12 protein-coding genes are annotated in these 14,832 nt (G+C 74.0%); 2 read left to right on the forward strand and 10 right to left on the reverse strand.

Features of this window, described 5'->3' with window-relative positions; genetic code table 11:
- Positions 1 to 101 precede the first annotated feature (101 nt).
- From hflX to miaA, 6 genes are all read right to left on the reverse strand, one after another.
- Positions 102 to 1,616 carry a GTPase HflX gene (gene hflX / locus K7472_RS20350; RefSeq protein ID WP_222979929.1) on the reverse strand — a complete coding sequence of 505 codons (1,515 nt, stop codon included), beginning with the start codon at positions 1,614 to 1,616 and terminating at the stop codon, positions 102 to 104.
- 171 nt (positions 1,617 to 1,787) lie between these two features.
- Entirely contained in the window at positions 1,788 to 3,230 is a 1,443-nt protein-coding gene (locus tag K7472_RS20355) for a M1 family metallopeptidase (protein WP_222979930.1), read from the reverse strand.
- Between the two features lie 156 nt (positions 3,231 to 3,386).
- Complete coding sequence (locus K7472_RS20360) at positions 3,387 to 5,606, reverse strand: RelA/SpoT family protein (protein ID WP_222979931.1); 2,220 nt, start codon at positions 5,604 to 5,606, stop codon at positions 3,387 to 3,389.
- 171 nt (positions 5,607 to 5,777) lie between these two features.
- Positions 5,778 to 6,665 (reverse strand): diaminopimelate epimerase, encoded by an 888-nt coding sequence (gene dapF, locus K7472_RS20365; protein ID WP_222979932.1) that lies wholly within the window; start codon positions 6,663 to 6,665, stop codon positions 5,778 to 5,780.
- 79 nt (positions 6,666 to 6,744) lie between these two features.
- On the reverse strand, positions 6,745 to 7,410 hold the full coding sequence (locus K7472_RS20370; RefSeq protein ID WP_372458003.1) for a hypothetical protein: 666 nt from the start codon (positions 7,408 to 7,410) through the stop codon (positions 6,745 to 6,747).
- A gap of 100 nt (positions 7,411 to 7,510) precedes the next feature.
- Positions 7,511 to 8,449 carry a tRNA (adenosine(37)-N6)-dimethylallyltransferase MiaA gene (gene miaA, locus K7472_RS20375; protein WP_222979933.1) on the reverse strand — a complete coding sequence of 313 codons (939 nt, stop codon included), beginning with the start codon at positions 8,447 to 8,449 and terminating at the stop codon, positions 7,511 to 7,513.
- 125 nt (positions 8,450 to 8,574) lie between these two features.
- On the opposite strand from miaA, the gene K7472_RS20380 reads away from it, so the two are divergent.
- Entirely contained in the window at positions 8,575 to 8,937 is a 363-nt protein-coding gene (locus K7472_RS20380) for a hypothetical protein (RefSeq protein ID WP_222979934.1), read from the forward strand.
- Positions 8,938 to 9,061: 124 nt separating this feature from the next.
- Here K7472_RS20380 and K7472_RS20385 read toward each other — a convergent pair whose 3' ends face one another.
- Together K7472_RS20385 and miaB are read right to left on the reverse strand one after the other, a co-directional pair.
- Positions 9,062 to 9,778 carry a class III extradiol dioxygenase subunit B-like domain-containing protein gene (locus K7472_RS20385; RefSeq protein ID WP_222979935.1) on the reverse strand — a complete coding sequence of 239 codons (717 nt, stop codon included), beginning with the start codon at positions 9,776 to 9,778 and terminating at the stop codon, positions 9,062 to 9,064.
- 100 nt (positions 9,779 to 9,878) lie between these two features.
- Positions 9,879 to 11,360 (reverse strand): tRNA (N6-isopentenyl adenosine(37)-C2)-methylthiotransferase MiaB, encoded by a 1,482-nt coding sequence (miaB, locus tag K7472_RS20390; RefSeq protein WP_222979936.1) that lies wholly within the window; start codon positions 11,358 to 11,360, stop codon positions 9,879 to 9,881.
- Between the two features lie 68 nt (positions 11,361 to 11,428).
- Between miaB and K7472_RS20395 the strand changes: the two genes are divergently transcribed.
- Complete coding sequence (locus K7472_RS20395; protein ID WP_222979937.1) at positions 11,429 to 12,415, forward strand: TAXI family TRAP transporter solute-binding subunit; 987 nt, start codon at positions 11,429 to 11,431, stop codon at positions 12,413 to 12,415.
- A gap of 36 nt (positions 12,416 to 12,451) precedes the next feature.
- On the opposite strand, the gene K7472_RS20400 is transcribed toward K7472_RS20395, so the two are convergent.
- Both K7472_RS20400 and K7472_RS20405 read right to left on the reverse strand, forming a co-directional pair.
- Positions 12,452 to 13,873 (reverse strand): sensor histidine kinase, encoded by a 1,422-nt coding sequence (locus K7472_RS20400; protein WP_222979938.1) that lies wholly within the window; start codon positions 13,871 to 13,873, stop codon positions 12,452 to 12,454.
- A gap of 15 nt (positions 13,874 to 13,888) precedes the next feature.
- On the reverse strand, positions 13,889 to 14,602 hold the full coding sequence (locus K7472_RS20405) for a response regulator transcription factor (protein ID WP_222979939.1): 714 nt from the start codon (positions 14,600 to 14,602) through the stop codon (positions 13,889 to 13,891).
- Positions 14,603 to 14,832: the final 230 nt, after the last annotated feature.

Raw genomic sequence — 14,832 nt, forward strand, 5'->3', positions numbered from 1 at the left:
GGGCCCGCACCCCGGAGAGGGTGCGGGCCCGTCGCGTTCGGGACGTCCGCCTGCTTCGGCCTGCCTCCCGCTTCCGGGGCGGCCGTCGCCTGCGGGGCCGGTCAGTGCCGGGCGGCCAGTGCGTACGGCTCCAGCTCGGCCGCCAGGTCGTCGTGGACCCGCGCGGCCAGCAGGGTGCCCTCGGCGGTGTGCTCCTCGCGCAGCACCTCGCCCGCCGCGTGCACCCGGGAGACCAGCGCCCCCTGGGTGTACGGCACGAGCGCCTCGATCTCGACCGCCGGGCGCGGCAGTTCGTCGTCGATCAGGGTGAGCAGGTCGGCGACGCCCTCGCCGGTGCGCGCGGAGACCGCGATCGCGTGCTTCTCGTGGCGCAGCAGCCGCTGGAGGACCAGCGGGTCGGCCGCGTCGGCCTTGTTGACCACCACGATCTCCGGCACGTCCAGCGCGCCGACGTCGCGGAACACCTCGCGGACGGCGGCCAGTTGCTCCTCGGGCACCGGGTGCGAGCCGTCGACCACGTGCAGGATCAGGTCGGCGTCGGCGACCTCCTCCATCGTGGAACGGAACGCCTCCACCAGGTGGTGCGGCAGGTGGCGGACGAAGCCCACGGTGTCGGCCAGGGTGTAGAGGCGGCCGCTGGGGGTCTCCGCCCGGCGCACGGTCGGGTCCAGGGTGGCGAACAGCGCGTTCTCCACCAGCACGCCCGCGCCGGTGAGGCGGTTGAGCAGGGAGGACTTGCCCGCGTTGGTGTATCCGGCGATGGCGACCGACGGGACCTGGTGGCGCTTGCGTTCCTTGCGCTTCAGGTCGCGGCTGGTCTTCATCTCCGCGATCTCCCGGCGCATCTTCGCCATCTTCTCGCGGATGCGGCGCCGGTCGGTCTCGATCTTGGTCTCACCAGGGCCACGGGTGGCCATGCCGCCGCCGGACGAGCCGGAGCCACCGCCACCCATCTGCCGGGACAGCGACTGGCCCCAGCCGCGCAGCCTGGGCAGCATGTACTGCATCTGGGCCAGCGAGACCTGCGCCTTGCCCTCCCGGGACTTGGCGTGCTGGGCGAAGATGTCGAGGATCAGGGCGGTGCGGTCGACCACCTTGACCTTGACGACGTCCTCCAGGTGGATCAGCTGGCCGGGGCTCAGCTCACCGTCGCAGACCACGGTGTCGGCGCCGGTCTCCACGACGATGTCGCGCAGCTCGTTCGCCTTGCCGGAGCCGATGTAGGTGGCCGGGTCGGGCTTGTCACGGCGCTGGATCACGCCGTCGAGGACGAGGGCGCCGGCGGTCTCGGCGAGCGCGGCCAGCTCCGCGAGGGAGTTGTCGGCATCGTCCGCGGTGCCGTCCGTCCAGACGCCGACCAGCACGACGCGCTCCAGGCGCAGCTGCCGGTACTCGACCTCGGTGACGTCTTCGAGCTCGGTGGAGAGCCCGGCGACCCGGCGCAGCGAGGCGCGCTCGGAACGGTCGAACTGGTCGCCGTCGCGCCCGCCGTCGTTCTCAAGGCTCCACGCGACGTCCTCCTCCATGAGGGCGTTCGCCCGGGTGTTCGCCTGAAGACGCCGGCGGTCGGCGGATGCGGAAGAGGCGGAAGAGGAGGAAGGGGTGGAGTGGGTCATTGGATCCTTCGGTCAGCGGGAACTGCGGAACGGGACGGAACGCGGCGGCGTGGGCCGACAGGTCCCGTCGAGGGGAACAACGTACGGCGGGCCCGGTGGATTCCCGGGCCTGCCCCGCGTCGTCGCCCGCACGATGGTCGCACGGTGCGTCGGGCCCGTCACCCGGGTTTGCTAGCGGGCCGGGTCGGTGCGCCAGTCCGGGTGCCCGGGCATCGGCGGGGTGCGGTCGCCGTAGAGCCAGGGGTCGAGGAATCCGCGCAGGTCACGGCCGCTGACCCGGGAGGCGAGGGCGATGAGGTCGGCCGTGGTGGCGTTGGCGTCGCGGTAGCGGGTGACCCAGGCGCGCTCCAGAGCACGGAAAGCGCGGTCGCCGATCTCCTGGTGCAACGCGTACAGCACCAGGCCGCCGCCGTCGTAGACGTTGTCGCGGAAGATGCCCAGCTGGCCGGAGCCGGGGCGCTTGGGGCGGGCGGGCGGTCCGTCGTCGGCGCGGTTGGCGGCGTCGCGGCGGTAGGCGGTGCGGGCCTGCTGTTCCAGGGAGGGGCCGTGTTCGACCTCGGCGCGGTAGCGCCACTCGTACCAGGTGGCGTGTCCCTCGTTGAGCCACAGGTCGGACCAGTCGGCGGGGGTGACACTGTCGCCGAACCACTGGTGGGACAGCTCGTGCACCATCAGCGGTGCCGCGAAGGACGCCGGGGCGAGCAGGACGCGGCGTTCGAAGAGCGAGAGCGTCTGGGTCTCCAGCTCGAAGCCGGTGGAGGTGTCGACGCTGAGGATCCCGTACGTCTCGAACGGGTAGCGGCCGACCTGCCGCTCCATCCAGGCGATCTGCCCGGGCACCAGCGCGGCGCGGGCCGCCAGCCGGATGCGGTCGGCCGCGCCGACCACGTCGCGCACCGGCAGCCCCTCGGGGCCGGTGGCGCGCAGGACGGCGGAGTGTCCGATGGAGATCTGGGCCAGTTCGGTGGCCATCGGGTGCGCGGTGCGGTACGTCCAGGTGACGCCGCCCGCGGTGGCGTGCGGCCGTCCGACGGGCAGTCCGTTCGCCACCACCGTGTAGCCGCGCGGCGCGGTGACGTGGAAGGTGAAGCGGGCCTTGTCGGAGGGGTGGTCGTCGCAGGGGAAGACCCGGCGGGCCGCCTCCGCCTGGTCGGCCAGGGCCAGGCCGTCCGGGGTGCGCACCCAGCCCCCGTCGTCGGCGGGCCCGCCCGGGTCGCTGGTGTGCCGGACGATGACGTCCAGTGGGCCACCGCGCGGCACCCGGTGCGCGGGCGTGACCAGCAGCCGCCCGCCGGACAGCCGGAAGCGCGCGGGCGCGCCGTCCACGCCGACCGAGCGCACGGTGCCGCGGGTGAAGTCCAGGTGGAAGCCGGTCAGCGCGGTCCTGGCGCGGGCGCGGATCCGGGTCACCGCGTCCAGCGGACGACCCGCGCCGCGGTAGTCGAAGGTCAGGTCGTACGCGGTGACGTCGTAGCGGGGGTCGCCGACCTTCGGGTAGAGCCGGTCGCCGATCCCGGGCTGCGGGGGCTGCGGCAGCTGGGCGGCGGTCAGGACGGCGGCGGCGAGGAACGCGGTGGCGGTGGCGGCGGCCCGGCGTGCGGCGGATCGGGTCATGCGTCCACGGCTATCAGCGGGGCGCGCGATGCGCGGGCGTGACGCGCCTGGGGCGCGGCCGCCCGCATCCGATCGGATCAGGCGGGGTCCGGCAGGTGGCGGTGGGCGGCGGCGGATCGCGGAGGGCGGGAGCCCGGCGGAGGCCGGGGAAGCGGCTCAGGCGGTCGCGGCCTGGCGCTGGGTGCGGTAGACGTCGTAGACCCCGGGGACCCGGCGCATCGCGCGCATCAGGTCGGGAAGGGAGCCCGGCTCGGGCAGTTCGACCGTGTACGTGTGCCGGACCCGCTGTTCCTGCGGGGGTTCGACGGCGGCGGAGACGATGCCCACGCCCTCGGCGGAGATGGCCTCGGTCAGGTCGGCGAGCAGCCGGGGGCGGCCCAGCGCCTCGGCGCGCAGCGTGACCCGGTATCCGGCGGCGGGCGCTCCCCCGCGCCAGCTGACCGCCTGCGGGACGCGGCCCGCCGAGCGCATCCGGGCCACGGCCGGGCACTCGTCGCGGTGCACGGCCACGGCGCCGCCGCGAATGACGAAGCCGGTGACCGCGTCGGGCGGCACCGGCGTGCAACAGCGGGCGAGGCGTACCGCCGCGCCGGGTACGTCGGTCACCGCGACCGGCTCCGCGATCCCTCCGGCGTCCCCGTGGGGTACCGCGGCGGCGTGCGCGGGCGCGGCGTGGGCGCCGTCGGCCTCGGCGGCCTCGACGGCTTCCGCGGCTTCCTGAGCTTCGGGGCCGGTCGCCCCCAGTGGCGGATGGGCGGTCAGCCAGCGGGTGATGGCGATGCGGGCGGCGGGGGTGCGCACGTGGTCGAGCCAGTCGGCGGACGGCGTGGAGCCCGCCGCCATCAGCAGGTGGAGGGTGTCGCCGTCGCGCAGCGCGGTGGCGAGCGAGACCAGGCGTCCGTTGACCCGGGCGCCGACACAGGAGTGGGCGGCCTCGCCGTGCAGCGCGTAGGCGGCGTCCACGCAGGTCGCGGCGGCGGGCAGGCCGATGGTGCCGCCGTCGGCGGAGAAGACGGTGATCTCGCGGTCCTGGGCGAGTTCGTCGTGCAGCGCGTTCCAGAAGGTGTCCGGGTCGGAGGCGTCGCGCTGCCACTCCAGCAGCCGTGAGAGCCAGCCGGGCCGAGTGGGGTCGTCGCGCTCGCCCTCGGGCACGGCGCGGTCGTCGGAGGGAACGGCGACCGCCGACTCCTCCGGCTCGCCCTGCCCGGGCTGCTGCGCGTACGGGTTGCCCAGCGCGATGACGCCTGCCTCGGCGACCCGGTGCATCTGCCGGGTGCGGACCAGGACTTCGGTGATCGCGCCGTCGCGGTCGGCGACCGCGGTGTGCAGCGACTGGTAGAGGTTGAACTTCGGCGCGGCGATGAAATCCTTGAACTCCGAGATCACCGGGGTGAAGCAGGTGTGCAACTCGCCCAGCACCGCGTAACAGTCGGCGTCCTCGCCGACCAGCACCAGCAGCCGTCCGAAGTCGCTGCCGCCCGGCTCCCCGCCGCGCTTGATCCGTACCCGGTGCACCGACAGCACATGCCGGGCGCGGATGACCACCTCGGCCGCGATTCCCGCCTCCCGCAGCACGGCGCGCACCTGGTCGGCGACCCGCTCCAGCGGATCGGGGAGCGCGGCGTGGGCGGCCGTCAACTCCTTGGCGCGGGCGTAGTCCTCGGGGTGGAGGATGGCGAAGACCAGGTCCTCCAGCTCGGTCTTGAGGGCCTGGACGCCCAGGCGTTCGGCGAGCGGGATCAGCACGTCGCGGGTGACCTTGGCGATGCGCGCCTGTTTCTCCGGGCGCATGACGCCGAGGGTGCGCATGTTGTGCAGCCGGTCGGCGAGTTTGATGGACATCACGCGCACGTCGTTGCCGGTGGCCACCAGCATCTTGCGGAAGGTCTCCGGCTCGGCCGCGGCGCCGTAGTCGACCTTCTCCAGCTTCGTGACGCCGTCGACGAGGTAGCGCACCTCGGCCCCGAACTCCGCGCCGACCTGATCGAGTGTCACCTCGGTGTCCTCGACCGTGTCGTGCAGCAGAGAGGCCGTCAACGTCGTTGTCTCGGCGCCGAGTTCGGCCAGGATCAGGGTGACGGCGAGCGGGTGGGTGATGTACGGCTCGCCGCTCTTGCGCGTCTGGCCGCGGTGCGAGGACTCCGCGAGCACGTAGGCGCGGCGCAGGATGTCGAGATCGGCGCGCGGATGGTGGCCGCGGTGCACCTTGGCGACGTGCTCGATGGCGTCGGGCAGGCGGTCCCGGGTGGCGGTCGCCCCGAGCAGGGCGGCCCGGCCGAGCCGGCGCAGGTCCATGCGGGACAGCCCGCGCCTGCGCTCGTTCCCCCGGGTGACGGCGGCGGCGGACACGGCGTCGGTCGCGTTGTCTGCGCTCATCGGGCACCTCCGGCAGCGTTCACCGGCGGCGGGCTGGATGCCGCGCCGGTGCTTGATGCTATCGAGCCCACCACGCGCCGCTGTCGGCCTCTCGCCGAGCGTGAGATGGATCACCCGTTGGAGGGAACCTGTCCCCTTGGGACCCGAACACCGCCGGCGTCCGGCGGAACGTCATCCGCGCAGCCACGCGGTGTCGACGGTGCCCTCGGCCACGATCACCGCGGGACCGGTCATCTCCACCCGGCCGTCCGGCCGTTCGGTGATCGCCAGGCGGCCGCCGGGCACGTCCACGACGTACGTGACGGGTTCGCCGGTGACCGCCGGGTCCAGTCCGTCGCGCCGGGCCGCGGCGACCATCACGGCGCAGGCGCCGGTGCCGCAGGAACGCGTCTCGCCCGAGCCGCGCTCGTGCACCCGCAGGGCGACGTGGCGCGGGCCGCGGTCGACCACGAACTCCACGTTGACGCCCTCCGGATAAGCGGTCGCCGGGGCCACGCCGGGGGCGTCCAGCAGGTGTCCCGCCTCGTCCAGGGCGGCGACGAAGGCCACCGCGTGCGGGTTGCCCATGTTGACGTTGCGCGCGGGCCAGGAGCGCTCGCCGACGCTCACGGTGACGTCGCCGCCGGGCAGCGCCGCGGTACCCATGTCGACGGTGATGTCGCCGGGCGCGCCGGGCGCGGCGGGCTTGGCGATGTGGACGCGGCGCACCCCGGCCCGGGTGGCGATCACCAGGTCACCGGCGTCCACGAGGCCCGCGCGTTCCAGGTGGCGGGCGAAGACCCGCACCCCGTTGCCGCACATCTCGGCGACGCTGCCGTCGCTGTTGCGGTAGTCCATGAACCACTCGGCCTCGTCCGCGTACCGGGCGGCCTCCGGGTGCGCGGCGGAGCGCACGACGCGCAGCACCCCGTCGGCCCCGAGACCGGCCCGGCGGTCGCAGAGCCGGGCGACGTCGGACGCGGTCAGCTCCACGCGTCCGTACGGGTCGGGAATGATCACGAAGTCGTTCTCGGTGCCGTGTCCCTTGAGGAAGGGCAGGCCCTGCGCTGCGTCGTTCACGCGTCCGATCGTACGGGCCCGGGCGCGCGGATGTCGTACGGCGGGTATGGAGAGGATCGGTGGGCGCGGGTGGGGGGCGCTACCGCAGCCGGGCGACCCGCCACACGGCGAGCAGCGCGACGAGCGCGACCAGGGCGGTGTACCCGGCGACGAAGCGCCAGTCGGGCCGCTCCCCCGAGCCGCGCGCGGGCAGTCCCGGCCAGGTGTAACCGACGCGGCGGGCGGCCATGATCGCCCACCCCGCCGAGCAGCAGCTCAGCAGCAGTCCGAGCATGGCGACGACCGGGCCGCCGTCACCGAACTCGAAGGCGAGCGGGAAGGCGAACATCAGCGACCCGAGCGCGCCGAGCGCCACGATGGGGATGAGCTGCCAGATGCGCAGCCGCCGCTGGGGCCGCAGTTCGAGGAAGGACTGCGCGGTGGGCGGGACGTCCTCGCCCGGCACGTCGTCGGAGAGTCCGCCGTCGCCGAGCGGGTCGCCGTCGAGGGGGCCGTCGTCAAGTGCGCTGTCGTCGAGCGGGTCCTGAGCGAGTGCGTCGGCGTCCGGTCCCCCGCTGTCGAGGGCGTCGAGTACGTCGTCGTCCGGCGCGCCCGAGCCGTCCAGGCCGTCGAGTTCCCGGTCGTCGCGGGCGGCTTCCGTTTCGGCCTGGCGTTCCGGGTAAGGAGACAGGTCGGTACGTGCGCCGTCGAGGCGGTCGCGCTGGTCCTGATGCGATCGGTTGCGAGGGCCGGCCTCCATCGCCACACGCCCTCCCACCTCGTCCGACACGGTGACTCGCTGGTCGATGATGGCACGGCGCCGGGGCCGTCAAGCCCCGGCGAGGCGTCCCGTGGCCATCACGTGATCAGGCTGTGACCGCTCGTTCGAGCAACGTCAGTGCCTGCTCTGCGAGTTCCGCTCCGCTGGCTGTCAGCCAGTGAACGCGAGGGTCGCGGCGGAACCACGAATCCTGCCGTCGCGCGAAGCGCTTGGTGGCGCGTACGGTCTCGGCGCGCGCCGCGTCCAGCGTGCAGTCCCCGGCGAACGCGGCCAGCACCTGCTGGTAGCCGAGCGCCCGCGAGGCGGTCCTGCCCTCGCGCAGTCCGGCCTTCTCCAGCGTGCGGACCTCCTCCACGAGACCGGCGTCCCACATCCGGTCCACCCGCAGGGCGATCCGTTCGTCGAGCTGCGGACGCGGCACGTCGACGCCGATCTGCACGGTGTTGTAGACCGACTCGTGGCCGGGGAGGTTGGCGGTGAACGGGCGCCCGGTGATCTCGACGACCTCCAGGGCGCGCACGATGCGGCGGCCGTTGCCGGGCAGGATCGTCTCGGCGGCCTTCGGGTCGACGGCGGCCAGCCGGGCGTGCAGCGCTCCGCTGCCGTGCTCGGCCAGTTCGTCCTCCAGCCGCGCGCGCACCTCGGGGTCGGTGCCGGGGAACTCCAGGACGTCGATCGCGCCGCGCACGTAGAGCCCGGAGCCGCCGACCAGGACCGGGGTGCGGCCCTCGGCCAGCAGGCGGTCGATGTGGGCGCGGGCCAGCCGCTGGTACTCGGCGACGCTGGCCGCCTCGGTGACGTCCCAGATGTCCAGCAGACGGTGCGGGACTCCGTCGCGCTCCTCGACGGTGAGCTTCGCGGTACCGATGTCCATGCCGCGGTACAGCTGCATGGAGTCCGCGTTGATCACTTCGCCGCCGAGGACGCGGGCGATCGCGGTGCCCAGATCGGACTTGCCGGCCGCGGTCGGGCCCACGACGGCGATGACGCGGGGGGCGCTGGAGGGAGGGACGACCTTGTTCACCTGCCCAGTCTCCCAAATATCGGGTCGCACTCCGATCGAGCGGCGTTACGGGGCACACGTTCGGTCGTTGCCTCGGGAGGAGATACGGATTCTCCCCCCGCACGAGCACGGTCTGGAGTAGGTACATGGGTGTTTTGGGATGGTTCCGTCGTGGAGCACGGCAGCAGGGCGCGCAGGCGCAGGCCGTGACCGCCGAGCCGGAGGAGTCCGCGGCGGTCGCCGCCGCCGGTGAGGAGGCTCCGGCCGGGACCGGGGCCACCGAGGCCGTCGCGGCCGAGAAGGAGGAGGCGGCGGCCCCGGTCACGGAGGAGTCGGTGGCCGAGCCGGAGCCGGAGGACGACGAGGACGAGGAAGCGGCTGCGGCCTCGACGTCGACGAAGACGGGCGGGACGGAGGGCGAAGGGGCCGGTGAGGCGGCCGGGATCCCCAAGCAGCAGTCCGCGCGGGAGGCGGCGGACAGCGACGCGGGCGAGGGCGCACGCCAGTAGGCTCCGGGCGGACACCCTGGCGGCGGCGTGCCGCCCCGCCACGGGTTCCGTCCCGGCACGGGTTCCGTCCCCCGCTCCGGCCGGCGCCCGGATCGCGCCGCCCCTGGTGTCGCGCCGCCGCGCCTCAGGACCAGGCGGCCACGAAGTACCCCACCCCGTAGGGCGCGTCGTCGTACAGCAGCCGCCCACTGAGCCCCGCGTCCTCGGCGGCACCGGCCAGCACCTGCCAGGGCGCCCGGCCCGACGCGAGCAGTTCAGCGGCCAGATCGGCCTCCAGGGCGGCGAGGGCGGCGGTGTCGGCCTCGCCCAGCGCCTTGGCCGCACGGGCGTCGAAGGCGCCCGCCCGTTCGTCGTAGTAGCCGGGGGCCTTCAGGCCGCGCCGGGCGCTTCCGTCCCCCGCGATCAGCAGCGCGACGCGTTCCGCTGACGTCGCCAGCTCGCGGCCGACCTGCGCGCACTGCTCCTGGGGCAGCGGTTCGCCGACGCCGAGCCCCTCGACCGGCGCGGCCTGCCAGCGGTGCCGGGCCAGCAGCCAGGCGGCGACCGCGAGCGACGGCGGCAGGGAGCGGCCGGGCACGGCGGACCCGCGCTGCTCGCCGAGCGTCACGTCCAGGTGGACCCCGAAGGCGCGGAACGACCCGGTGGCGCCCTGCGGATGCGGACCGCGCCCGCAGCGCTCGGCCGGGCCCAGCACGATCAGGCGGTCGGGCGCGGCGGCGGCCAGCACGCCCAGCGCGTCCCCGCAGGCGGCGCGCAGGCCGTCCAGCTCGTGCGCGGCGCCCGCCGCGACCTCGGACACCAGCAGGGGCGGACACGGCACTACGGCGGCGGCGACGAGCATGCGGGCCAGCCTATCGGGACCCCCGCGAGGCCCGGCGCGTACGACGTCGCCTCTCGGGCCGCGCCCGGTCCCGGCCTCCCGCTACCGCCGCCCTTGGCCGCTACTCGCAGCCGCAGCCGCCCGCCGGAGCCGGGGCCTGCTGCGGCACGCCGATCGTGGGCAGCCCGAGCATCACGCCCTGCGGCGCGGCCGGAGCCGCCGTGCGGCGCTCCCACGCGTCGCCCGCCGGGGTACGGCGGACGCCGTACGCGGGCCGCTCGGCCAGCAGGTGGTGCGGGGCGGCGTAGGTGATGTCGGCCAGCACCATGTCGCCGGGGCGCACCGGGTCGGCGGGGGGCGCGAAGTGGACCAGGCGGTTGTCGGGGGCGCGGCCGGACAGCCGCCGGGTCGCGTCGTCCTTGCGGCCCTCACCCTCGGCGACCAGGACTTCGAGGGTGCGTCCGACCTGCTTCTTGTTCTCCGCCCAGGAGATCTCCTCCTGGAGGGCGACCAGCCGCTCGTACCGCTCCTGGACGACCTCCTTGGGGATCTGGCCGTCCATGGTGGCCGCCGGGGTGCCGGGCCGCTTGGAGTACTGGAAGGTGAACGCCTGCGCGAACCGCGCCTCACGCACCACGTGCAGCGTCTGCTCGAAGTCCTCCTCGGTCTCGCCGGGGAAGCCCACGATGATGTCGGTGGAGATGGCGGCGTCCGGCATGGCGGCGCGCACCTTCTCGATGATGCCGAGGAAGCGCTCCTGCCGGTACGAGCGCCGCATCGCCTTCAGCACGGTGTCGGAACCGGACTGCAGCGGCATGTGGAGCTGGTGCATGACGTTGGGCGTCTCGGCCATCGCCGCGATCACGTCGTCGGTGAAGTCGCGCGGGTGCGGCGAGGTGAACCGCACCCGCTCCAGCCCCTCGACGTCGCCGCAGGCGCGCAGCAGCTTGCCGAACGCCTCACGGTCGCCGATGTCGGAGCCGTAGGCGTTGACGTTCTGGCCGAGCAGGGTGATCTCCACGACGCCGTCGGCGACCAGCGCCTCGACCTCGGCGAGGATGTCGCCGGGGCGGCGGTCCTTCTCCTTGCCGCGCAGCGCCGGGACGATGCAGAACGTGCAGGTGTTGTTGCAGCCCACCGAGATGGCGACCCAGGCGGCGTAGGCGGACTCGCGCCGGGTCGGCAGCGTGGAGGGGAACGCCTCCAGCGACTCGGCGATCTCGACCTGCGCCTCCTCGGCGATCCGGGCGCGCTCAAGCAGCACGGGCAGCTGCCCGATGTTGTGCGTGCCGAAGACGACGTCCACCCAGGGCGCCTTCTTGACGATCGTGTCGCGGTCCTTCTGCGCCAGGCAGCCGCCGACCGCGATCTGCATCCCGGGGCGGGCGGCCTTCCTGGGCGCGAGCTGCCCGAGGTTGCCGTAGAGCCGGTTGTCGGCGTTCTCCCGCACCGCGCAGGTGTTGAACACGACGACGTCGGCGCCGTCCGCGTCCTTGGGTGCCCGCACGTACCCGGCGTCCTCCAGCAGGCCCGACAGCCGCTCGGAGTCGTGGACGTTCATCTGGCACCCGTAGGTGCGCACCTCATATGTCTTCGCGCTCATCTCAATGCACCAGGGTACGTGCTGTCGGCCTTCCCCCGTCCAGGTGACGGCTGGCAGGATCGCGGCCCATGAGGTTCTCCGGGAGGTTCACCAGGCGGCGCGCGGTGCGGGCCGGGCTCGCCGGCGCGATCGCGCTCGGCCTGCTGCTGTGGTGGCTGCTGCCGACCGGCCGTCCCGCCTTCCACCAGTCCTCGGTCACGGTGGCCACGGGCGTGAAGAGCGGGGTCTACGACAAGTACGGCCAACTGCTCGGCCCGGTGCTGGCGAAGTACCTGCCGGGCGTCTCGGTGCACCTGCTGCCCTCGCAGGGGTCGGTGCAGAACATCGACTACGTGGCCTCGGGGCGGGCCGACTTCACGTTCGCGCAGGCCGACGCGGTCGCCGACTACCACGGGCCGCAACGCTCCCGGCTGCGCGCGGTGGCGCGGCTTTACGACGACTACATGCAGCTGATCGTGCCGGCGGACTCGAAGGTGACCTCGGCGCGCGACCTGCGCGGGCTGCGGGTCGGCATGGGGCAGCCCGGTTCCGGGGTGAACCTGATCGCCCAGCGGCTGGTGCGCGCCGCCGGGCTGACCCCGGGCAAGGACTTCACCGCGGTGCCCGCGGGCATCGACACCGCGCCGGAGCTGCTGGAGCAGGGCAAGCTGGACGCGTTCTTCTGGTCGGGCGGCATCCCGACCGGTGCGGTGCAGGAACTCGCCGCGCACTACCCGGTCAAACTCGTGCAGCTCGGCGACCTGGTGCAGTCGCTGCACAAACTGGGCGCCGCGGCCGACTACTACCGGGCGGCCGTGATGCCCGTCGACGCCTACGCCCACCTGCACAACACCGAGGCGGTGCCGACCATCGCGGTGGCGAATTTACTCATCACCACCGACCGCGCCGACGCCGCGCTGGTGGAACGCGTCACCGAGGCCGTCATCGACAGCCGCGACCGCATCGGCGCGGTGGTGCACTCCGCCCAGCAGGTCGACCTGCGCACCGCGATCTACACCGACCCGCTGCCCCTGCACGAGGGCGCCAGGCGCTACTACCTGTCGGTGAAGCCGTAGCGGCCGCCGGTTGTCCGCGCTCCGGCGTCGGCCCCCTCACGCCTCGTCCGGTGCCGTACGCGGCAGGCTCACCGTCACGCGCAGCCCGTGCGGCGCGTTGGGCGCGTACGCGATCGAGCCGCCGCCCTGCGCGAGCAGCACCCGGGCGATGGACAGGCCCAGCCCCGAACCGTCGACGTTCTGGTGGCGGGTGCTGCGCCAGAATCGGTCGCCGATACGGCTGAGCTCGTCGTCGGTGAGGCCGGGGCCCTCGTCGACGACGGTGACCGCGAGCGTGTCGCCGTCCCCGGTCACCGTCACCCGCACCCCGCCGCCGGAGGGCGTGAACTTCACCGCGTTGTCGACCACCGCGTCCAGGGCGCTGGACAGCGCGACCGGGTCGGCCCACGCGGTCGCCGCGGGCTCGCCCTCCTGGACGAGGCCGACGCCCGCGCGCTCGGCGGCCGGACGCCAGGCCGTCACGCGTTCCGCGACCAGTGCCACGACGTCCGTCGCCTCCGGCTCCGCGGCGGTGTGCTCGGCCAGCGCCAGGCCCAGCAGGTCGTCCAGCACGGTGGCGAGCCGCTTGCCCTCGTCGCGTACGGAGGCCATCTCGGCGTTGTCCGGCGGCAGTTCGAGGCCGAGCAGCTCGATGCGCAGCAGCAGCGCGGACAGCGGGTTGCGCAGCTGGTGGGAGGCGTCGGCGACGAAGGCCCGTTGCTGTTCGAGGACGTCCTCGACGTTGTCGGCCATCTCGTTGAACGAGCGCGCCAGCCGCCGCAGTTCCGGCGGCCCGCCGGCCACCGCGACCCGGGAGGCCAGCCGGCCGGTGGCGATGTCGTGGGTGGCCCGGTCCAGTACCCGCACCGGCCGCAGCACCCAGGCGGTCAGCCGGATCGCGGCCAGCACGGCGACGGCGGTCGCGGCCAGCTCTCCGCCCGCGATCAGCAGCCAGCCGTGCAGGATCCGCGAGCGCATGGCTCCGGTCGGCGAGTCGGTGAGCACGACCGCGACCACGTCGCCGTCCTGCACGATCGGGGAGGCGACGGTGATCCGGCTGTGCTGCCAGGGCCACACCTGCGGCGGGTTGTGGCTGCGGCGCCCGGCCAGCGCCTCCTGGAACTGCTCCTCGTCGAGGACCTGGCGCGGGGAGCGCCAGTCGCGGGGGGCGGCGGCCATCGCGGTGCCGTCGCGGTAGAAGACGCCGACCCTGATGCCGTACAGGTCCTCGTAGCGGGCGAGTTCCGAGCGCAGGGTGTCGAGCCGTTCGCCCTCGTCGGTGACGACCGTCCCGTCCGCGTCGTCGCCGCGCGTGGTCACGTACTGCGCGATCGCGCCGAACCGGGCGGTGTCGTCGATCCGGTCGATGATCAGGTCCTGCTGCTGGGCGGCGGCCAGGCTCGCGGCGAGCGGGAAGCCGAGGGCGAGCAGCACGGCGGCCATCAGGACCAGCAGCAGCGGCAGCAGACGCGAGCGCACGGCGGGGCGGGCCGGTCAGTCGGTGGGCACGACGAGCCGGTAACCGACCCCTCGTACCGTCTCTATCAGCGCGGGCAGCCCGAGCTTGGCGCGCAGCGACGCGACGTGCACCTCCAGGGTGCGGCCGGTGCCCTCCCAGTTGGTACGCCACACCTCGCTGATGATCTGCTCGCGCCGGAAGACCACGCCGGGCCGCTGGGCGAGCAGCGCCAGCAGGTCGAACTCCTTGCGGGTCAGCGCCACCTGCGCGCCGCCCACCACGACCTGCCGCGTGGCGGTCTCGATGGCGACCGGCCCGAAACGCACGGTGCGCCGCGCGGGCTCCGTCTCGCCCGTGCCTGCCGCCGGGTCGCGGTCCTCGGCCGCCCTGCGACGGCTGACGGCGTGGATACGGGCCAGCAGCTCGCCGGTGTCGTACGGCTTGACCACGTAGTCGTCCGCGCCGAGGTTGAGCCCGTGGATGCGGGAGCGCACGTCGGCCCGCGCGGTCACCATGATCACCGGAGTGCGGCTGCCGCGCCGGATGCGGCTGCACACCTCGAAGCCGTCCTGGTCCGGCAGGCCGAGGTCGAGCAGGACCACGTCGAAGGGCGGCCCGTCGTCCGGCAGCAGGGCCCGCAGCGCCTCCTCGCCACCCCGCGCGTGGGCGACGTCGATGCCGTGCTTGGCGAGTACGGCCGACAGCGCCGCGGCGACCCTGTCGTCGTCCTCGACCAGCAACAGCCGCATGGGCTCTCCTCCCGTGAGGGCGTTCGTCTTACGTCCACTTCTTACAGTCCATGTCTTACGGCCCATGTCCTGCGGTCCACGTCCTGCGGTCCACGTCGTCGTCCGGTCCACGTCGTCGTCCGGCGCGCGTCCGTCGTGCGGCCGGGTCCGGCGTGGGCGACCCCGGCGGTTGCGACGCTTCCAGGGCCTCGGCGGTTCCGGTGCTCCGGCCACTCCGGTGCTCCGGCCAC

Origin of the sequence: Streptantibioticus parmotrematis (genome assembly GCF_019890615.1) — a bacterium.
GTDB classification, from domain to species: domain Bacteria; phylum Actinomycetota; class Actinomycetes; order Streptomycetales; family Streptomycetaceae; genus Streptantibioticus_D; species Streptantibioticus_D parmotrematis.